The 18,540-nt window shown below is 67.9% G+C and carries 16 protein-coding genes; 9 read left to right on the top strand and 7 right to left on the bottom strand.

What is annotated here, in order from left to right; all coding sequences use genetic code 11:
* Nucleotides 1-17 precede the first annotated feature (17 nt).
* From JI742_RS08120 to xth, 9 genes are all read left to right on the top strand, one after another.
* On the top strand, nt 18-944 hold the full coding sequence (locus tag JI742_RS08120; RefSeq protein ID WP_201825415.1) for a DUF7146 domain-containing protein: 927 nt from the start codon (nt 18-20) through the stop codon (nt 942-944).
* Nucleotides 941-2,842 (top strand): AICE element replication initiation protein, encoded by a 1,902-nt coding sequence (locus tag JI742_RS08115; RefSeq protein ID WP_201825413.1) that lies wholly within the window; start codon nt 941-943, stop codon nt 2,840-2,842. Before JI742_RS08120 ends, JI742_RS08115 begins: the two co-directional genes overlap by 4 nt.
* On the top strand, nt 2,842-3,363 hold the full coding sequence (locus tag JI742_RS08110; RefSeq protein ID WP_201825411.1) for a hypothetical protein: 522 nt from the start codon (nt 2,842-2,844) through the stop codon (nt 3,361-3,363). Before JI742_RS08115 ends, JI742_RS08110 begins: the two co-directional genes overlap by 1 nt.
* Before the next feature lie 180 nt (nt 3,364-3,543).
* Nucleotides 3,544-3,798 carry a hypothetical protein gene (locus JI742_RS08105; protein WP_236676831.1) on the top strand — a complete coding sequence of 85 codons (255 nt, stop codon included), beginning with the start codon at nt 3,544-3,546 and terminating at the stop codon, nt 3,796-3,798.
* A 52-nt stretch (nt 3,799-3,850) separates the two neighbouring features.
* Complete coding sequence (locus JI742_RS08100; RefSeq protein ID WP_201825407.1) at nt 3,851-4,492, top strand: hypothetical protein; 642 nt, start codon at nt 3,851-3,853, stop codon at nt 4,490-4,492.
* 71 nt (nt 4,493-4,563) lie between these two features.
* Nucleotides 4,564-6,021, top strand: coding sequence for a type I restriction-modification system subunit M (locus JI742_RS08095; protein WP_201825405.1), 1,458 nt, complete (start codon nt 4,564-4,566; stop codon nt 6,019-6,021).
* Nucleotides 6,021-7,244, top strand: a complete 1,224-nt coding sequence (locus JI742_RS08090; protein ID WP_236676972.1) for a restriction endonuclease subunit S — start codon at nt 6,021-6,023, stop codon at nt 7,242-7,244. Before JI742_RS08095 ends, JI742_RS08090 begins: the two co-directional genes overlap by 1 nt.
* Nucleotides 7,241-9,598 carry an EcoAI/FtnUII family type I restriction enzme subunit R gene (hsdR, locus tag JI742_RS08085; RefSeq protein ID WP_201825401.1) on the top strand — a complete coding sequence of 786 codons (2,358 nt, stop codon included), beginning with the start codon at nt 7,241-7,243 and terminating at the stop codon, nt 9,596-9,598. Before JI742_RS08090 ends, hsdR begins: the two co-directional genes overlap by 4 nt.
* Before the next feature lie 124 nt (nt 9,599-9,722).
* Nucleotides 9,723-10,514, top strand: coding sequence for an exodeoxyribonuclease III (gene xth / locus JI742_RS08080; RefSeq protein ID WP_201825399.1), 792 nt, complete (start codon nt 9,723-9,725; stop codon nt 10,512-10,514).
* A 73-nt stretch (nt 10,515-10,587) separates the two neighbouring features.
* Here the strand turns inward: xth and JI742_RS08075 are convergent, their stop codons facing one another.
* From JI742_RS08075 to JI742_RS08045, 7 genes are all read right to left on the bottom strand, one after another.
* Entirely contained in the window at nt 10,588-11,733 is a 1,146-nt protein-coding gene (locus tag JI742_RS08075) for a glycerophosphodiester phosphodiesterase (RefSeq protein WP_201825397.1), read from the bottom strand.
* 81 nt (nt 11,734-11,814) lie between these two features.
* Complete coding sequence (ntrC, locus tag JI742_RS08070; RefSeq protein ID WP_201825395.1) at nt 11,815-13,350, bottom strand: nitrogen regulation protein NR(I); 1,536 nt, start codon at nt 13,348-13,350, stop codon at nt 11,815-11,817.
* A 71-nt stretch (nt 13,351-13,421) separates the two neighbouring features.
* On the bottom strand, nt 13,422-14,513 hold the full coding sequence (gene glnL / locus JI742_RS08065) for a nitrogen regulation protein NR(II) (RefSeq protein WP_201825393.1): 1,092 nt from the start codon (nt 14,511-14,513) through the stop codon (nt 13,422-13,424).
* Complete coding sequence (locus JI742_RS08060; RefSeq protein ID WP_236676830.1) at nt 14,513-15,031, bottom strand: hypothetical protein; 519 nt, start codon at nt 15,029-15,031, stop codon at nt 14,513-14,515. Before JI742_RS08060 ends, glnL begins: the two co-directional genes overlap by 1 nt.
* 139 nt (nt 15,032-15,170) lie before the next feature.
* Nucleotides 15,171-16,586: a type I glutamate--ammonia ligase gene (gene glnA, locus JI742_RS08055; protein WP_201825391.1), complete on the bottom strand. Its 1,416-nt coding sequence runs from the start codon at nt 16,584-16,586 to the stop codon at nt 15,171-15,173.
* A gap of 195 nt (nt 16,587-16,781) precedes the next feature.
* The gene (locus JI742_RS08050; protein WP_201825388.1) at nt 16,782-17,597 is read right to left on the bottom strand and encodes a competence/damage-inducible protein A; all 816 of its coding nucleotides are present in this window, start codon (nt 17,595-17,597) and stop codon (nt 16,782-16,784) included.
* Between the two features lie 10 nt (nt 17,598-17,607).
* On the bottom strand, nt 17,608-18,519 hold the full coding sequence (locus JI742_RS08045) for an EI24 domain-containing protein (RefSeq protein WP_201825386.1): 912 nt from the start codon (nt 18,517-18,519) through the stop codon (nt 17,608-17,610).
* Nucleotides 18,520-18,540 lie beyond the last annotated feature (21 nt).

Raw genomic sequence — 18,540 nt, 5'->3', positions numbered from 1 at the left:
CCGCCGACAACTTCCGCGTGGCGATCCTGGCCGCGCTGGGCCGTGCCCCCGAGCTGATCGAGCCCGGCCGCATCCATCGCTTCAGCACATCGGCCCGCGCCAGCGACAAGGCCGGATGGTGCCAACTGTTCGAGGATGGCCGGGCCGGGGTCTTCGGTGACTTCCGCAGCGGCATGTCATCGGTGTGGACCGCGCAGCGGCGCGAGCTGATGACGCCGGCCGAGCGTGCCGACATGGCCCGCCGGGTGGCCCAGGCCAAGGCGCAACGCGATGCCCACCACCGCCAGCAACAAACCATCAACGCCCAGCGTAACGCGTCGCAGTGGGCGAAGACGGTGCCGGTTTCGGATGGCGACCCGGTATCGCTGTACCTGCGGCGGCGCGGGCTGGCCGGGCCGGTGCCCGAGTGCCTGCGGCTGCACCCGCACCTGACCTACTGGGACGGCGGCGACCGTGGCGCCTGGCCGGCGATGGTGGCGCCGCTGGTGGCGCCCGATGGGCGCATGCTGGCGCTGCACCGCACCTACCTGACGGCGGACGGCTGCAAGGCTCCGGTGCCCACGGTCAAGAAACTGACCGGCGCGGCTGGGCCGCTGTCCGGTGCCTGCATCCCGCTGCACGACGCGCAGGATGGCATCATCGGCATCGCCGAGGGGATCGAGACTGCCCAGGCTGCGCACCTGGCGTCAGGCTTGCCCACCGTGGCCGCCTACTGCGCGGGCAACCTGGCCGCCTACACCTGGCCCGCTGGCGTCAGGCGCATCGTGGTGTTCGCCGACGCCGACCCGGCCGGCGCTGCGGCTGCGCAGAGCCTGAAGGCGCGGGCCATGCGCGCGGGCCTCAGTGTGGCCGTTATGACGCCCAGCACATCGGGCGCCGACTGGTGCGACGTGTGGGCGCAGCGCACGGCGCCGGCCGTGGCGGCATCGGAGGCCGCAGCATGAATGCCGCGCTGAACGACCTGGCGCTGATCGAAGCGGCGGCCGACCCCGAGGTCTTGGACGCGGTGCAGCAGCAGGAAGCCGACAAGACCACCACCGACGCCGACGCGCTGGCGCTGGCCGCCGAAGCCGGCGACGCGGGCGCACCGTTCGAGCCGGCGGCGCTGGCAACCCTGCGCGACCTGCGGGCGCAAGACTTCGCGGGCTGGGTGCGGCTGCGCGCCCGGCTGAAGCGGGCCGGGGTGGGCGTCACCGAACTGGACAGGCAACTGAATCACGGCGTTGGCGCACCGACTGGCGACGACGAAAACGTCGCCGATAAGCTGATCGCCCTGGCCCGCAGTCAGTGCCAGTTCCTGCACGACGCGCAACGCGAACCCTATGCCGTGTTCGAGGCGGCCGGCGCGCGTCAGGTGCATGGCGTGCTGTCCAGTGGCTTCAGCGACTACCTGAGCCATGCTTACTACACACAGCACGACCGGGCGCCAACCGAAACGTCGCTGAAGGTGGCGCTGGCGACGCTGCGCGGGCAGGCGCAGTTCGAGGGCGAAGCGTGCGAGGTGTTCACCCGCATCGCCAAGACCGAGGCGGGCTACTGGCTGGACCTGTGCAACGACGCATGGCAGTGCGTGCAAGTGACGGCGACGGGCTGGGCTGTGGTGGCCGGCGCGGGCGCCCCGCTGTTCACCCGCAGCGCATCCATGCGACCGTTGCCGGTGCCCGAGCGTGGCGGCTCGCTGGATGCACTGTGGCCGCTGGTCAACATCCCCGAGGCCGACCGCCTGATGGTGCTGGCCTGGATGCTGGAATGCCTGCGAGCCGACACCCCGCATGTGGTGCTGGAACTGGTGGGCGAGCAAGGCAGCGCCAAGAGTTCGACACAGCGGGCACTGCGGCGGCTGATCGACCCGAATCAGGCCGACCTGCGGGCCGCGCCGAAGTCCGTGGAAGAAGTGTGGATCGCGGCGCGCAACTCGCACATGGTGAGCCTGGAGAACCTGAGCCACCTGCACCAGCCGTATCAGGACGCGCTGTGCGTGCTGGCGACGGGCGGCGGTTACTCGGCGCGCACGCTCTACACCAACGCCGAAGAAACCATCCTCGAACTGCGCAAGCCCATCGTGCTGAACGGAATCAGCGTGATCGTGACCGCGCAAGACCTGTTGGACCGCTGCCTGCATATCGACCTGCCGACCATCCATAGCCGCGAGCTGGCCGGCGACATGGAAGCGCGGTTCGAGACCGCACAGCCCGCGCTGCTGGGCGCACTGTTGGACCTGTTCGCCAAGGTGCTGGCGGCGCTGCCCAGCGTGTCAATTGCGCCAGAGCATCGGCCCCGCATGGCCGACTTCGCGGCGCTGGGTGAAGCGGTGTTCAGGGTTCACGGCAAGCCGGCCGGCGCTTTCCTGGCCCGGTACAGCGAGATGCGCAAGGAAGGCGTGCTGCGCACCATCGATGCTTCACCTGTGGGCGCCGCGCTGGCCGCCTACCTGGCCGACGTGCCCGCTGGCTTCAACGGCACGCTGTCCGAACTACTCGACCGCCTGGACCGCTACCGGCCCCAGGGCGAAGCCTGGCCGCGATCCCCGAAGGGGCTGGGCGACGCGCTGCGGCGGCTGGCACCCGCGCTGCGGCTGATCGGGTTCGAGTGCAAGAGCCTGCCCAAGATCGGCGGCGTGATCCGGTGGCACATTTTTTCCAAGCCCCAGGCGGTAGACCCATGTCCTGCAAGTCCTGCAAGTCCTGCCCGGCCGGCGACCGCGACGCCCAGGCCGGAAGGATCGAGCGCAGCAGCAGGACGTACAGGACATTCAGGACGTGGTGTCGCTGGTGAGGTGCCGGAAAAAGGTATGCCCCCGCCCCGCGATGGCGTGCTGACCGACGACGGCGAGGTCTTCTGATGGGTGCGCCCGAGCTGCTGCACCACCTGCGCGGCGCTGGCCTGGTGCTGACGTTGACGCCGGCCGGCGGGCTGCACGTCGCACCGCGCACCGCGCTGACCGACGACCACCGCGCGGCGATCCGGACCGAGCGCGATGCGCTGGTGCTGGCGCTGCAAGCCGAGGCGCAAGACCCACCATCACGGCGCAGCAGCAACCCGCTGATGACGCCCGAGCAAGGCGACGAGTGCCACGCTGGCGGCTGGGACGATGCCGAGTTAAGCGCGTTCACGGCGCGGGAAGCGCGGTTCATCCGCATGGGCCGGGTGGCAGACGCCGAACACCTGGCCGAACGGCTGACGCTGCGCGACCGCCAGCGCGACGACCGCCGGCTGTGCCTGGAATGCGCGGCGCTGGCCGACAACCGGCGCTGCCTGGTGGCGTTGAGCGGCCGCCTTGCCGGCGCTGACCGGCGGATTGAGCCGGTGCAGACCATCCTTCAGCGGTGCCCAGGCTTCATGCGGGCCTCGGGCCTGGCCTGATGTCGAGCCTTGACGGATGCACCCGATGGCGACCGGGGGGCATGCCTAAAGTGAGAGCGCCCACCCCCTTAGGCACCGCGCGGGGACCCATGTGGACAAAAAACGACGCCACAGGGCGGAATGCAGCCCGCCCCGCCAGCGGGGTGTGCCTTGAATGCGTGAGATAGCGCGCAGTATCTGATGGGGCGACCCGAGGGCAAGGCCTCCACCCCGCTGAACATCATGGTGCAGCAACTGAACGGCGCTGATCCGCTGGTGGACAAGCTGGCGGGGCCCCTGATCGACCGTCAGAAGTACCCCAGCATGCACGCCGATGACGTGTGGCAGGCGCAGATTCGGGCGCTGGTAGCCGCTGAACTGGCGGAAAAAGTACGCATGCCCGAAACCATCGAAAACCCAGCAACGGCGAGGCTTCCCGATGAATCGGGTGGCTGATGGTTTTTGGAACCTGGCTGATGGTTTCGGAAAATCTTTGAGGAGGTGACGCATGGGCGGCTTCGGCAGCGGCCGACGATTCGGGAAGGCCTGCACCGACGACATGCAGGCACTGGACGTGCGTAAGCTGCAACGGCAGCGGGTGCTGACGCCCGGCAACTCGCTGACGTGGAGCCGGCCCGTCAACGGCGACACCTGCGCCACCATCAACCTGCTGGTGGGCGCCGACCGGGTGACGCTGAACTACCGGACCCGCCAGAGAGGCGGCGACTGGCGCCCGATGAGCTACACGGTGCCGCTGGCCTGGACCGCCTGCAACTACGGCGGCCGGCGCGCGTGGTGGCTGTGCCCTGCTGCCGGCTGCGGCCGGCGGGTGGCCGTGCTTTACGGCGGCGCGGTGTTCGCGTGCCGACACTGCCACCGCCTGGCCTACCGCTGCCAGCGGGAAACCGACGACGACCGAGCGACCCGGCGGGCGGACAAGATCCGGCGCCGGCTGGACTGGGAACCCGGCATCCTGAACGGCAACGGGCTGAAGCCGAAGGGGATGCACTGGCGCACGTTTGAGCGGCTGCAAAGCCTGCACGATGCGCACGTCAACGTGGCGCTGGCCGGCATGTCGGCAAAGCTCGGCCTGCTGCAAACTCGGCTTGGAGACATCGACGCCGACCTGGACCGATGGCGCAATCGCTGAGAACCAGTGCGAAGTCCTGAGAAGCTGACCGACAATGTTCGGCAAACAGCATTCAGGGACGATGAGGCGCCATGTTCGAGCAGACCTTCAAGAACATCGACGACATCCTGCACAAAGACGCAGGCTGCACCAGCGAGCTTGACTACACCGAGCAATCGTCCTGGCTGCTGTTCCTGAAGTACCTTGACGCGCTCGAAGCCGACAAGGCATCGGAAGCCGCGCTCGAAGGCAAGCCCTACCGCTACATCATCGAACCGACCTACCGCTGGGAGACCTGGGCCGCGCCCAAGGGGCTGGACGGCAAGCTCGACCACAACGCGGCCCTCACGGGCGACGACCTGCGCGATTTCGTTAACGCGAAGCTCTTCCCGTACCTGGCCGGCTTCAAGCAACGCGCCAGCGGCCCCAACACCATCGAATACAAGATCGGTGAGGTCTTCGGCGAGATCAAGAACAAGATCCAGAGCGGCTACAACCTGCGCGATGTGATCGAGCACGTCGACGAGCTGCGCTTCGGCGCCCAGGCCGAGAAGCACGAGCTCTCGCACCTGTACGAAGCCAAGATCAAGAACATGGGCAACGCCGGCCGCAACGGCGGCGAGTACTACACGCCCCGGCCGCTCATCCGCGCCATGATCCAGGTGATCAAGCCCCGCATCGGCGAGCGCATCTACGACGGCGCCTGCGGCTCCGCCGGCTTCCTGTGCGAGGCTTTCGAGTACCTCTCAAGCCAGCCGGGCCTGACCACGGCCGACCTCAAGACCCTGCAGACGGGCACCTTCTACGGCAAGGAGAAGAAGAGCCTGGCCTACGTGATCGCGATCATGAACATGATCCTGCACGGCATCGAGGCCCCGAACGTCATCCACGCCAACACGCTGGCGGAGAACATCGCCGACATCCAGGACAAGGACCGCTTCGACGTCATCCTGGCCAACCCGCCTTTCGGCGGCAAGGAGCGCAAGGAGGTCCAGCAGAACTTCCCCATCAAGACCGGCGAGACCGCCTTCCTGTTCCTGCAGCATTTCATCAAGACGCTGAAGGCCGGGGGCAGGGCAGCGATCGTCATCAAGAACACGTTCCTGTCGAACACCGACAACGCCTCGACCAGCCTGCGCAAGCTGCTGCTGGAGAGCTGCAACCTGCACACCATCCTCGACTGCCCCGGCGGCACCTTCCAAGGCGCCGGCGTGAAGACTGTCGTGCTGTTCTTCGAGAAGGGCACCAAGACCCGAAGCGTGTGGTACTACCAGCTCGACCCGGGCCGAAGTCTGGGCAAGACCACGGCGCTGAACGACGCCGACCTGGTGGAGTTCGTCGAGCTGCAGAAGACCTTCGCGGCTTCGCCCAAGAGCTGGACGCTGGACACGGCCAGCATCGACACCAGCACCTACGACCTGTCGGTCAAGAACCCGAACGGCGGTGAAGTGGTCACGCTGCGCACCCCCCAGGAGATCCTCGACGAGATCGCCGCGCTCGACGCCGAGAGCGCCGAGGCCCTGGCCACGATCCGGGAGCTGGTGGCGTGATGGAGGGGTGGCAGACGAAGCCGATCGGTGAGGTCTTCCGCGTCGTCAACGGCGGAACCCCGAAGACAGGCACCGCGGCATTCTGGGACGGCCCTCATCAGTGGATCACTCCCGCGGAAATGGGCGGACTGCCATCGCCGTATCTCGCAAGCAGCCGGCGTACGCTCACCGATGAAGGGCTGCGCGTCGGGGCGGAATTGGTCCCGCCGCAGTCCGTCATCCTCTCCTCGCGCGCACCGATCGGGCACCTTGTCATCAATGAAGTGCCGATGGCCTTCAACCAAGGCTGCAAGGGCCTGGTGCCATCGCGGGCGATACACACGAAGTTCGCGTACTACTTCCTTCTGGCGAATGTGCCCCTGCTGGAGAGCTTGGGCACGGGGGCGACTTTCAAGGAACTTTCAAGCGGCAAACTCAAGGAGGTTCCGTTCCACTTTCCACTCCTCCCCGAGCAGCGCCGCATCGTCGCCATCCTCGACGAGGCCTTCGAGGCCATCGCCACGGCTAAGGCCAACACCGAGAAGAACCTGCAGAACGCGCGGGAGCTGTTCGAGAGCCGGCTCGCACATGTGTTCTCATCAGTCGGGGACGATTGGAAAGAGCAAACGCTTGGCAGTACCTGCGTCATCGCACGGGGCGGATCACCTCGCCCCATTCAGGAGTTCTTGACAACAGAAGCGGACGGCATCAACTGGATCAAGATCAGCGATGCCACTGCAAGCGGGAAGTACATATCCTCGACCGCCGAGAAGATCAAACCCGCCGGTGTTTCACGATCTCGGCTTGTTCGGGACGGCGACTTCCTGCTCTCAAACTCCATGAGCTTTGGCAGGCCGTACATCATGCGGACCACGGGGTGCATTCATGACGGCTGGCTTGTCCTGTCCGAGTACCAGGAGTCCTTCGACCAAGACTTTCTCTACTTGCTTCTGGGTTCTCAGTTCGTATACCGCCAGTTCGACCGCCTTGCGGCAGGATCAACCGTTCGCAACTTGAACATCGACTTGGCCAGCAGCGTTCGCGTGCCCGTGCCCCCGCTGCAGGTGCAGGTGCAAATGGCAGGCGAGCTGGGCGAACTGAGCGAAGGTGTCGAGCAAATAGCAGCCGTCCGGAAGAGAAAGCTCGCCGCCCTCGACGAGCTCAAAAAGTCCCTGCTGCACCAAGCCTTCACGGGCCAGCTCACCGCCAAGTCCACCGACCAACAACTGGAAGCGGTGGCATGAACGAGGCCGAAACCCGCGCCGAACATATCGACCCCGCCCTCAAGGCGGCAGGTTGGGGCGTGGTCGACGGCAGCCGCATCCGCCGGGAGGTCATCGCTCCCGGCCGCCTGCAGGGTAAGGGCCAGCGCGCCAAGGCCGAGATCGCCGACTACGTGCTGATCTACCGGAACACCAAGCTCGCAGTCATCGAGGCCAAAGCCTGGGACATGCCCCACACCGAAGGCCTGGCGCAGGCCAAGCAGTACGCCAAGAAGCTGGCCGTGCGCTTCACCTACGCCACCAATGGCCAAGCCATCTACGGCGTGGACATGGCGACCGGCGCGGAGGGCGACGTTGCCGCCTACCCGAGCCCCGACGAGCTCTGGGCCCAGACCTTCGCCGAGGTCAATGCCTGGCGCGACCGCTTCGCCGCAGTGCCCTACGAGGACAAGGGCGGAGCCTGGGAGAGCCGCTACTACCAGGAGATCGCGATCCGGCGGGTGCTCGAAGCCATCGCCGAAGGGCGCGAGCGCATCCTGCTGACGCTGGCCACCGGCACCGGCAAGACGGCGATCGCCTTCCAGATTGCCTGGAAGCTGTTCCAGAGCCGCTGGAACCTGGCCGACTGGAAGGTGCAGCGGGAGCCCGCGCGCCGGCCGCGCATACTGTTCCTGGCCGACCGCAACATCCTGGCGGACCAGGCCTACAACGCCTTCTCAGCCTTCCCAGACGATGCCCTGGTGCGCATCGCGCCTGACGAGATCCGGAAGAAGGGCCGGGTGCCCAAGAACGGAAGCATCTTCTTCACAATCTTCCAGACCTTCATGAGTGGCCCGCCCAAGGATGGGCAGCCCTCGCCGTACTTCGGCGAGTACCCGCCGGACTTCTTCGACTTCATCGTCATCGACGAGTGCCACCGCGGCGGGGCCAACGACGAAGGCCAGTGGCACGCGATCCTGAACTACTTCGCCCCGGCCGTGCAGCTCGGCCTGACGGCCACGCCCAAGCGCAAGGGCAACACCGACACCTATGCCTACTTTGGTGAGCCGGTCTACACCTACTCGCTGAAGGAGGGCATCAACGACGGCTACCTGACTCCCTTCAAGGTCAGGCAGATCGCCACCACGATCGACGACTACACCTACACCCCAGACGATGCGATCGTCGAAGGCGAGGTCATCCCAGGCAAGCGCTACGTGGAAGGCGACTTCAACCGCGTGATCATCATCCCCGAGCGCGAGGCCTACCGCGTCAATCTCTTGATGGGGATGATCAACCAGAGCGAGAAGACCATCGTCTTCTGCGCCACGCAACCGCACGCGCTGATGGTGCGCGACCTGATCAACCAGGTGAAGACGAGCAAGGACCCAGACTACTGCGTGCGCGTCACGGCCGATGACGGCGCGCGGGGTGAACAGGCGCTGCGCGACTTCCAGGACAACGAGAAGACGATCCCCACGATCCTGACCACTTCGCAGAAGCTCTCGACCGGCGTGGATGCGCGCAACGTGCGCAACATCGTGCTCATGCGCCCGGTGGGCTCCATGATCGAGTTCAAGCAGATCGTCGGCCGCGGCACACGCCTGTACGACGGCAAGGACCACTTCACGATCTATGACTTCGTGAAGGCCCACCACCACTTCAGCGACCCGGAGTGGGACGGTGAGCCGCAGGAGCCAGAACCTGGGGGTGGAGGGCGCGGTCCGCGTGAGGACGATCCCGATCCGCCAGGTCCCGACACCTTGGAGGATCCGCCTCCGCCGCAGCCAAAGACCAAGATCAAGCTCGCCGACGGTAAGGCACGCATGATCCAGAGCATGACGGCGACCACCTTCTGGAGCGCGGACGGGCGGCCCATGTCGGCCGCACAGTTTCTCGAAGCGCTGTTCGGCACCCTGCCCGAATTCTTCAAGGACGAAGACGAACTGCGGCGCATCTGGAGCGCGCCCGAGACGCGCAAGAAGCTGCTGGCCGACTTGGCCGATCGCGGTTTCGGCAAGGAGCCGCTGGCCGAGATGCAGAAGATCATCGAAACCGAGAAGAGCGACCTCTTCGACGTGCTGGCCTATGTGGCCTATGCGCGCGATCCGCTCACACGCGAAGCGCGGGCGGAAGCAGCGCGAGTAGCGGCGGCTGGTGAGTTCACCGACAAGCAGCAGGCCTTCGTCGACTTCGTGTTAGCGCAGTACGTCAAGCAAGGTGTGGACGAGCTCGACGCCGAGAAGCTCTCGCCGCTGCTGCGGCTTCGCTACAAGGCGCTGAACGATGCCTTTGCTGAACTCGGCAAGCCGGAGCAGGTGCGCCAGGTGTTCGTCGGGTTCCAGCGGCACCTGTACAGCAACAAGGCAGGTAGCGGGACGACATCTACGAACTAAGCTGCCTGTGAAGGCTGATCAGCGAGCCGCAAGGTGGGCGCAAGCCCAAGTTGTGTAGCTAGATGCGTAGCTAGATGGCATTACCACTTTACAAGTCGTTGTTTTAAATAGAATTTTCTTGATCATGCGGCTTGCGACCTGGAACGTCAACTCCCTCAACGTGCGTCTGCCGCATCTGCTGGACTGGCTGGCAGCCCATCCGGTGGATGCGCTGGTGCTGCAGGAAACCAAGCTGACGGACGACAAGTTCCCGGCGGCGGAGCTCGAGGCGGCCGGCTACCAAGTCGCCTTCTTCGGCCAGAAGACCTACAACGGCGTCGCCCTGCTCAGCCGTGGCCCGCTGCGGGACGTGCAGCGCAACATCCCCGGCTTTGCCGACGAGCAGGCGCGGGTGATTGCCGGCACGCTGGACGATGCCGACGGCGCGCCGCTGCGGGTGATCGGCGCCTACTTCCCCAACGGCCAGGCGCCGGACAGTGAGAAGTTCGTCTACAAGCGCGCCTGGCTGGCCGCGCTGAGCGACTGGCTGCGCGGCGAGTTGGCTGCCCACCCGCGGCTTGTGCTGATGGGCGACTTCAACATCGCGCCGACCGATGCCGACGTGCACGACCCGGTGGCCTGGGCCGGGCAGATCCACTGCACGCCCGAGGAGCGCGCGGCCTTCCAGGGCCTGCTGGACCTGGGACTGGTGGATGCCTTCCGTCTCTTCGAGCAGCCGGCCAAGAGCTGGAGCTGGTGGGATTACCGCAACCTGGCCTTCCGGAAGAACCAGGGCCTGCGCATCGACCACATCCTGCTGAGCCAGGCGCTGCGGCCGCGCGCCAGCGCCTGCGTGATCGACAAGGCGCCGCGCAAGCTGGAGCGGCCCAGCGACCATGCGCCCGTGCTGGTGACGCTGGGCGACGCGACGGCCTGAACGCGCGGCCCGCTTGGCTGCCGCAGCGGCGGGATGCAGGCGCCCGGCGCCTGCATCCCGGCCCGCAGGCCGGTCAGCGCAGGGCGTTGCGAGCGGCCGCGCCGGTGGCCGGGAAGTCGGTGAAGAGGCCGTCGACGCCGAGCTTGAAGAAGTAGTCGATCTCGGCCCGGCCGTCCTTGAAGCCGTAGATGCCGGCATCGTCGCGGAAGGTGTAGGGATGCACGCGCAGGCCGCGGGCATGGGCGGCTTCGACGACGCCGGTGCTGCCCTCGACGCGGCGGTCGCGCACGTCGACCATGCCGTCGCCGGTGCGGTCGACGCCGTCGTTGACGGTGCGGACGAGATAGGGCTTCCAGGGGCCGATGCCGTCGGCATAGGTCTTGACGAAGTCCAGGCCGGTGGGGGTCAGCAGGTCGGCGAAGGTGCGGGCATCGCCGCGCACGACGAAGTCGTAGGGCTGGCGGTAGGGCGCCACCAGGGACAAGCTGCCGTCGTCGCGCACATCGTCGGCATCGATCAACTGCACCAGGCGCAAGCTGGTCTGGCCGTTGAGGTATTGCAGGTTCGCGACCTCGAAGGACTGGATGTAGACCGGCGCGCTGGCGGTGTTGCCATAGGCAAGGTGCAGCAGGGTGACGAGCTTGTCCTCGAAGGCATTGGCGCCGAAGCCGGCCTCCACCGCATGGAAGGTGGAGTGCTTGATCTCGGGATAGATGCCGATGGTCCGGCCGACGCGGGCGCCCTCGGTCTTGGCCAGGGTGATGATCTCTTCGATCGTCGGGACGGTGTAGAGGCCGTTGAAGCCCTGCGGGCGGCTGGCGCGCGGCTGCACGGCGCGCAGGGTCTTGATCTCGGCCAGGGTGAAGTCGCTGGCGAAGTAGGCGGTGGTCGGCACGCCGTCGACGTTCTTCGTGCGCATGCGCGAGGCCGGGAACTTGCTGGCCACGTCGGTGGTGCTGTCGAGCATGGGCTCGTGGCGGGCCACCATCGCGCCATCGCTCGTCAGCACCAGGTCGGGCTCGATGAAGTCGGCACCCTGCTCGATGGCGAGGCGATAGCTCTCCAGGGTGTGCTCGGGCCGCTCGCCCGAGGCACCGCGGTGGCCGATGACGATGGGTGTTTCGCCGCCCAGCGTGCGCAGGGCCTCGTCATCGCCTCCGCCACAGGCTTGCAGAACGGCGGTCATCAGGAGCAGGCTGAAGGGGGCAGTCAGGCGCATGGGGGGATGGAAGCCGTGGAGGAATCCCGGCATTCCAGCCCAGCGCCGTGGCAGGGCTGTGACGCCCTGCCCGGCCCGGGCTCAGTCGTCGAGCCCCAGCTCCTGGATCTTGCGCGTGATGGTGTTGCGGCCGATGCCGAGCTTGTGGGCGGCCTCGATGCGCCGGCCGCGGGTGATGTCGAGCGCGGCATGGATGAGCTGCGCCTCGAACTTGCGGGTGAGCGTGTCCCAGACCTCGGGGATGCCGGCCTGCAGCATCGCGCGGGCCTCGCGTTCCAGGTCGTGCAGCCAGGAGCCGCCGCCCAGGCCGACCGGGCTGCCGCCCGGGCCGGGGAAGGCCGGAAAGGGGCTGGGCGCGGTCACGCTGGCCGGCAGGGCCTCGGCCAGGCCCAGGGGCTCGGCCGGGGCCGGGCTGTCGCCGGGCGGCGCGGCCAGCGGCGCGCGCGGCGCGGGCGAGGGAATCAGGCCCATCAGCTCGGGCGGCAGGTCCTTCACGTCGATGACCTGGGCGGGCGCCATCACGGTCAGCCAGTGGCAGATGTTTTCCAGTTGCCGCACATTGCCCGGAAAGTCGAAGGCAGCCACCCGGGCCAGCGCGGGCTCGGCGATGCGCTTGGCCTCGATGCCCAGTTCCTTCGCGCTCTTCTGCAGGAAGTAGCGGGCCAGGGCCGGGATGTCCTCGCGGCGCTCGCGCAGCGCGGGCAGGCGCAGGCGGATCACGTTCAGGCGGTGGAAGAGGTCCTCGCGGAAGGCGCCGAGCTTGACGCGGTCCTCCAGGTTCTGGTGGGTGGCGGCGATCACCCGCACATTGCTGCGCATGGGGTTGTGGCCGCCGACGCGGTAGAACTGGCCGTCCGACAGCACCCGCAGCAGGCGGGTCTGCAGGTCGAAGGGCATGTCGCCGATCTCGTCGAGGAAGAGCGTGCCGCCGTCGGCCTGCTCGAAGCGGCCGCGGCGGGTGGTCTGCGCGCCGGTGAAGGCGCCGCGCTCGTGGCCGAAGAGCTCGCTCTCCAGCAGATCCTTGGGGATGGCCGCGGTGTTGATCGCGACGAAGGGGCCGTTGGCGCGCGGGCTGTGCTTGTGCAGCGCCCGGGCGACCAGCTCCTTGCCGGAGCCGCTCTCGCCCGTGATCAGCACCGTCACATTGCTCTGGCTGAGGCGGCCGATGGCGCGGAACACGTCCTGCATGGCCGGCGCCTGGCCGAGCATCTCGGGCATCTGCGCCATGCGCTCGTCGGCCACGTCCTCGCGCAGGCTTTCGTCGACGGCGCGGCGGATCAGCTCGACGGCCTTGGGCAGGTCGAAGGGCTTGGGCAGGTATTCGAAGGCGCCGCCCTGGAAGGCGCTGACCGCGCTGTCCAGGTCGGAGTAGGCGGTCATCACGATGACCGGCAGGCCGGGCAGGCGCTCCTTCACATGAGCGAGCAGGTCCAGGCCGGAGCCGCCGGGCATGCGGATGTCGCTGACCAGCACCTGCGGCAGGTCCTCCGCATCCAGCGCCGCGATCACATCGCGCGGGTTCGAGAAGCTGCGCACCGGCAGCTCGTCGCGCGCCAGGGCCTTCTCCAGCACGAAGCGGATGGATTGGTCGTCGTCAACGATCCAGATGGGTTTCATGAAGGCGCTCGGTCCGGGACATGGAATCGTTGCAGCCGGAACGCCCGGCCCAGGGCCCCGCCGGCGCGGGATCAGGGCAAGGGAATCGTGATGCGGAACAGCGTGCGCCCGGGCTCGCTCTCGCAATCGATCGTGCCTTGATGACGCGCGACGAAGCTCTGGGCCAGCGTCAGACCGAGGCCGGAGCCGCCCTCCCGCCCCGACACCAGCGGGTAGAAGATGCGATCCCGTAGGGCCTCGGGCACACCCGGCCCGTTGTCCTCGATATGCAAGTCCAGTGCCAATCGCCAGCGCTGCTTGCCCAGCGTGACCTGCCGGGCGATGCGGGTGCGCAGCACGATGCGGGCATCGCCGGCCTGGCGCCGCTCGGCCAGGGCCTGGGCCGCGTTCTGCACGATGTTCAGCACGGCCTGGATCAGTTGCTCGCGGTCGCCGCGGAAGTCGGGGATGGACGCGTCGTAGTCGCGCTCGATGGCCAGGCCGCGCGGAAACTCGGCCAGCACGAGGGAGCGGACCCGCTCGCAGACCTCGTGGATGTTCATGTCGCCCACCACCAGCGGCTTGCGATGCGGCGCCAGCAGGCGGTCGACCAGGGCCTGCAGCCGGTCGGCCTCGTGGATGATGACCTGGGTGTATTCGGCCAGCTCGCGCTTGGACTCGACTTCCATCTGCAGCAATTGCGCCGCGCCGCGGATGCCGCCCAGCGGGTTCTTGATCTCGTGGGCCAGGTTGCGGATCAGCTCCTTGTTGGCCTCGACCTGTTCGAGCGCACGCTCCTCGCGGCCCTGGCGGGCCTGCTGCTCGATCTCGATCAGCTCGATCACCGTCGCGCCGGGCTCGTCCATCTGGTTGACGATGACATGCACTTGCAGCGGCTCGGCCGGGCTGGGCACGCTCAGGAAGGGCCGGTGAAGCTGGGCTTCGAGCCGGCTGGTGGCGAACTCATTGCGCGCGACCGCGGCCACCGTCTCGGCCAGCAGCTCGGATTCGACGAACCAGTCGAACCAGGAGCGCCGCAGCATGTTGCGGCGCGACAGGCCCATCACATGCTCGAAGGCCGAGTTGGCGAACAGGCAGCGGCCGTCGGGCTGGACCACGGCCACCATGGTCGCAAGCTGGTCGAAGGCGTCGAAGCGGCGGTCGTAGGCGGGAGGCGCCGGCATCAGCCCGGCCCCCCGGCCGTCTTGGCCAGCTCGCGGCGCAGGGCGGCCAGGTCGGCCTGGCTGCGCTCGATGCTGGCCTTGATCGTCTGGCCGCGGCTGGCGCGCTCGGCGGGCAGCGGCTCGCCCGGCCGGGCCGGGGCAAGGACAGCGTCCAGCTCGCGCTGCAGGGCGGCCAGGCGCTGCTGCTCGGCGGCAAGCTCGGCTTCGAGGATGCGGCGCTTGTCCTCGTCGCGGCTGCGCTGCTGGGCCGGGTCGACGCGGGCCTGGGTCGCGGACGATGCAGCCTCGGCCGGCCGGCCCGAGCCGGTCGCCCGGGCCGCAGCCGGCGCCGCGGGCAGGCTGAGGACGGCATCGATCGGGCTGCAGCCACGCTGGCGCGCCTCGGCCGCGTCGAGGGCGTCGGTGTAGAGGTTGCCGCTGCAGCGGTAGACCGGCCGGGCCTGGGCCCAGGCCGCCGCGGGGGCGGCAAGCCAGGCCGGCAGGGCCAGGGCCAGGGCAGCGAAAAGGGGGGCGCTCATGGCGGCATCCATCGTCAGGGACAGTCCTTGCGAAGTATCCCGCAGCCCCCCGCGCGCGAGGCGGGGGAGCGATCCATGAAGATCCATGGAAAAAGGGCGGCTTGCGCCGCCCTTTCGGATCTGCCGGTCCCGGGAGGGATTACAGCGCGTAGTACATGTCGAACTCGACCGGATGGGTGGCCATGCGGAAGCGGGTGACTTCCTGCATCTTCAGGTCGATGTAGGCGTCGATGTAGGCGTCGGTGAAGACACCGCCCTTGGTCAGGAAGGCGCGGTCCTTGTCGAGATGCTCCAGCGCCTGGTCGAGGCTGTGGCAGACGGTCGGGATCAGCGCGTCTTCTTCCGGCGGCAGGTGGTAGAGATCCTTGGTGGCGGCTTCGCCCGGGTGGATCTTGTTCTCGACGCCGTCCAGGCCGGCCATCAGCAGCGCGGCAAAGCCCAGGTAGGGGTTCATCAAGGGATCCGGGAAGCGAGCTTCCACGCGACGGCCCTTGGGGTTCGCAACGTAGGGGATGCGGATCGAGGCCGAGCGGTTCTTGGCCGAGTAGGCCAGCTTCACCGGGGCTTCGAACCCCGGGACCAGGCGCTTGTAGCTGTTGGTGCCGGGGTTGGTGATGGCATTCAGCGCGCGGGCGTGCTTGATGATGCCGCCGATGTAGTACAGCGCGAAGTCGCTCAGGCCGGCGTAGCCGTCACCGGCGAACAGGTTCTTGCCGTCCTTCCAGACCGACTGGTGCACGTGCATGCCGCTGCCGTTGTCGCCGACGATGGGCTTGGGCATGAAGGTGGCCGTCTTGCCGTAGGAGTGCGCGACGTTGTGGATCACGTACTTCTGCAACTGGACCCAGTCGGCGCGCTGGATCAGCGTGCTGAACTTGGTGCCGATCTCCATCTGGCCGGCGTTGGCCACTTCGTGGTGGTGGACTTCGACCGGGATGCCCAGCGATTCCAGCACCAGGCACATCTCGGAGCGCAGATCCTGGCCGCTGTCGACCGGGGGCACCGGGAAGTAGCCGCCCTTGACGGCCGGGCGGAAGCCGCTGTTGCCGTGCTCGTAGTCCTTGCCGGTGTTCCAGGCGGCTTCTTCCGCTTCGATCTTGGAGAAGCAGCCCGACATGTCGACGTTCCAGCGCACGCTGTCGAAGACGAAGAACTCGGGTTCCGGACCGAAGTAGGCGGTGTCGCCCAGGCCGGTCGACTTCATGTAGGCCTCGGCCCGCTTGGCCAGCGAGCGCGGGTCGCGCTCGTAGGGCTTGCCGTCGGTCGGATCGATGACGTCGCAGGTCAGGATCAGCGTCGGCTCTTCGAAGAAGGGGTCGATGTTCGCCGTGTTCGGGTCCGGCATGAGCTGCATGTCGGAAGCTTCGATGCCCTTCCAGCCGGCGATCGAGGAGCCGTCGAAGGCATGGCCCGAGACGAACTTGTCTTCATCGAAATGCGAGACGGGCACGGAGACGTGCTGCTCCTTGCCGCGGGTGTCGGTGAAACGGAAATCAACGAACTTGATTTCGTTTTCCTTCACCATCTTCATCACGTCGGCGACGGTCTTGGCCATCAGGAATCTCCTAGCGGAACGCTTTGGTCGAGTGTCTTGGGATGAGGCTGACCGGTCATCGGAGCACCGGTCAGGCCGAGAGGGGCGCCGAGAATTTAGCAGAATCCATGCCCAAGACAGGTTCTTGCCGCAGGCTGTTTTCGACGGGCGCGCACCCCGCGATGCGCACCATCCGAGGGCTTGTTTGCACCCGGATCAGGCTTCTCGCACAGACTCGGGGCCCGTCGAGCAGCCCAGGGCTGCCAATCCGCCCCGCAATGCGGCATAAGCCGCCGCCGTCGCGTCCTCGTCGCCCTTCACGCCCAGTTCGATGTGGCGTCCGTGCACGGGGTGGTCCACGCTGGGGAGGCTGAAGATGCGCACGGCGGGATGCTCGGCCTCGATGCGCTCCATCAGCGGCGTCAGCGCCGCTTCCATCGCGCCGTGGACGATCAGCGCCCGCTCGACCCGGCGGGCCGCGCCGAAGTGGGCGGCGTAGTGCGTGTCGAGCAGCCAGGCCAGCATGGGCCAGGCCATCACCGGGAAGCCGGGCAGGAAATGCACCGTCGCCCCGCCCTCGGCCGTGCAGCGGAAGCCGGGGATGCGGTTGTAGGGATTGGGAATGATCTCGGCGCCGGCCGGGAAGACGCCCATCTGCAGGCGCTGGAGGTTGTCGGCCCGCTCGGGCTCGAAGGGCTGGCCCTGCTCGGCCGCCACCTCGCGCATGCGTTGCTGGATCAGGGCCTTGGCCTCGGGATGGAGTTGCAGCGGCCGGCCCAGGGCCTCGGCGGCGGCCTGGCGGGTGTGGTCGTCGGGCGTGGCGCCGATGCCGCCGAAGCAGACCACCGGCTCGGCGCCGGCGAAGGCTTCGCGCAGGGTGGCGGCCAGGCGGTCCGGCTCGTCGCCGAGGTAGCGCGCCCAGGCCACGGCCAGGCCGCGGGCCTTGAGCAGCTCGATGGCCTGGGCGAGGTGCTTGTCCTCGCGCCGTCCGCTGAGGATTTCGTCGCCGACGATGATGAGACCGAAACGCATGGCAGCGGCCTCAGAACGGCAGGGCCGGCGGCGGCACCGGCGCGGCCGCGGGGGCTGCGCCGGCCGATGCAGGCAGCAGGTCGATCACCGGTCCGGCGGCGGCGGCATCCCGCGCGGCGCGGGCCGACTCGGCCTGACGCCGCGCGCTCAGCGCCGCCAGCGCGTAATGGGTGAACCACAGGCAGGAGAAGGCGAAGACCAGGGTGTAGAGCCAGACCGACAGCACCAGCAGCACCGGCGCCAGGATGACGGCCGCCGCGCCAAAGGCCCACAGCAGCGAGGGCGCAGCGCCGAGGTAGCCGGTGACGATGCCGATGATCAGCAGCGGCAGCCGCTCCTGGCGCAGGATGGCCTGGCGCTCGGCCGCGTCGGCATGGTCGGCGAGCGCGTCGTAGCTCATCACCCGGTAGCTCAGCCAGCCCCAGATCAGCGGCGGCAGCAGCAGCACCATCGGCGGGATCAGCCAGAAAGGCAGGCTGAGGATCAGCGCCAGCAGGGCCAGCAGGGTCGAGCCCAGCGACCACAGCAGCGACCGGACGAAGCTGGACTGGCCGCGCCGCGCCAGGTCCGGGAAGCGCCGCGCGGCGACCAGCCGCACCACCGAAGGCGCCAGGCTCAGCGCGACCATCAGCAGGGCCAGGATCACCAGCAGCGGCACCACCAGGGCCAGCACGATCAGCGGCGCCACCAGCGCCCGCATGCCGGACGCGCCGACGCTGTCCAGCCAGGCCAGTGCGCTGGCGCCGAGCGACCAGCCGTCCAGCCAGGCCCGCACGGCCGCGATGGCGTCCTCCCAGAACAGCCAGCCGAAGAGACCGGCGAAAGCCGCCGTCAGCGCGAGTGGCGCGAGGGCCCAGAGGATGATCCGGGGATGCAGGCAATAGGCGGCAGCCCGCCAGAAGGCATCGAGCAACAGGTTCATGCGGCCAGCATACCCAAGCCG

It is taken from the genome of Piscinibacter lacus (genome assembly GCF_016735685.1).
Taxonomy (GTDB): domain Bacteria; phylum Pseudomonadota; class Gammaproteobacteria; order Burkholderiales; family Burkholderiaceae_C; genus Aquariibacter; species Aquariibacter lacus.
This window is presented reverse-complemented; position numbering and strand designations above follow the sequence as displayed.

What these genes read in the sequence shown, in the direction of transcription:
- JI742_RS08115 (WP_201825413.1), top strand. Translation starts at nt 941, where the DNA reads ATGAATGCCGCGCTGAACGACCTGGCGCTGATCGAAGCGGCGGCCGAC.
- JI742_RS08110 (WP_201825411.1), top strand. Translation starts at nt 2,842, where the DNA reads ATGGGTGCGCCCGAGCTGCTGCACCACCTGCGCGGCGCTGGCCTGGTG.
- JI742_RS08105 (WP_236676831.1), top strand. Translation starts at nt 3,544, where the DNA reads ATGGGGCGACCCGAGGGCAAGGCCTCCACCCCGCTGAACATCATGGTG.
- JI742_RS08100 (WP_201825407.1), top strand. Translation starts at nt 3,851, where the DNA reads ATGGGCGGCTTCGGCAGCGGCCGACGATTCGGGAAGGCCTGCACCGAC.
- JI742_RS08095 (WP_201825405.1), top strand. Translation starts at nt 4,564, where the DNA reads ATGTTCGAGCAGACCTTCAAGAACATCGACGACATCCTGCACAAAGAC.
- JI742_RS08090 (WP_236676972.1), top strand. Translation starts at nt 6,021, where the DNA reads ATGGAGGGGTGGCAGACGAAGCCGATCGGTGAGGTCTTCCGCGTCGTC.
- hsdR (WP_201825401.1), top strand. Translation starts at nt 7,241, where the DNA reads ATGAACGAGGCCGAAACCCGCGCCGAACATATCGACCCCGCCCTCAAG.
- xth (WP_201825399.1), top strand. Translation starts at nt 9,723, where the DNA reads ATGCGGCTTGCGACCTGGAACGTCAACTCCCTCAACGTGCGTCTGCCG.
- JI742_RS08075 (WP_201825397.1), bottom strand. Translation starts at nt 11,733, where the DNA reads ATGCGCCTGACTGCCCCCTTCAGCCTGCTCCTGATGACCGCCGTTCTG.
- ntrC (WP_201825395.1), bottom strand. Translation starts at nt 13,350, where the DNA reads ATGAAACCCATCTGGATCGTTGACGACGACCAATCCATCCGCTTCGTG.
- glnL (WP_201825393.1), bottom strand. Translation starts at nt 14,513, where the DNA reads ATGCCGGCGCCTCCCGCCTACGACCGCCGCTTCGACGCCTTCGACCAG.
- JI742_RS08060 (WP_236676830.1), bottom strand. Translation starts at nt 15,031, where the DNA reads ATGAGCGCCCCCCTTTTCGCTGCCCTGGCCCTGGCCCTGCCGGCCTGG.
- glnA (WP_201825391.1), bottom strand. Translation starts at nt 16,586, where the DNA reads ATGGCCAAGACCGTCGCCGACGTGATGAAGATGGTGAAGGAAAACGAA.
- JI742_RS08050 (WP_201825388.1), bottom strand. Translation starts at nt 17,597, where the DNA reads ATGCGTTTCGGTCTCATCATCGTCGGCGACGAAATCCTCAGCGGACGG.
- JI742_RS08045 (WP_201825386.1), bottom strand. Translation starts at nt 18,519, where the DNA reads ATGAACCTGTTGCTCGATGCCTTCTGGCGGGCTGCCGCCTATTGCCTG.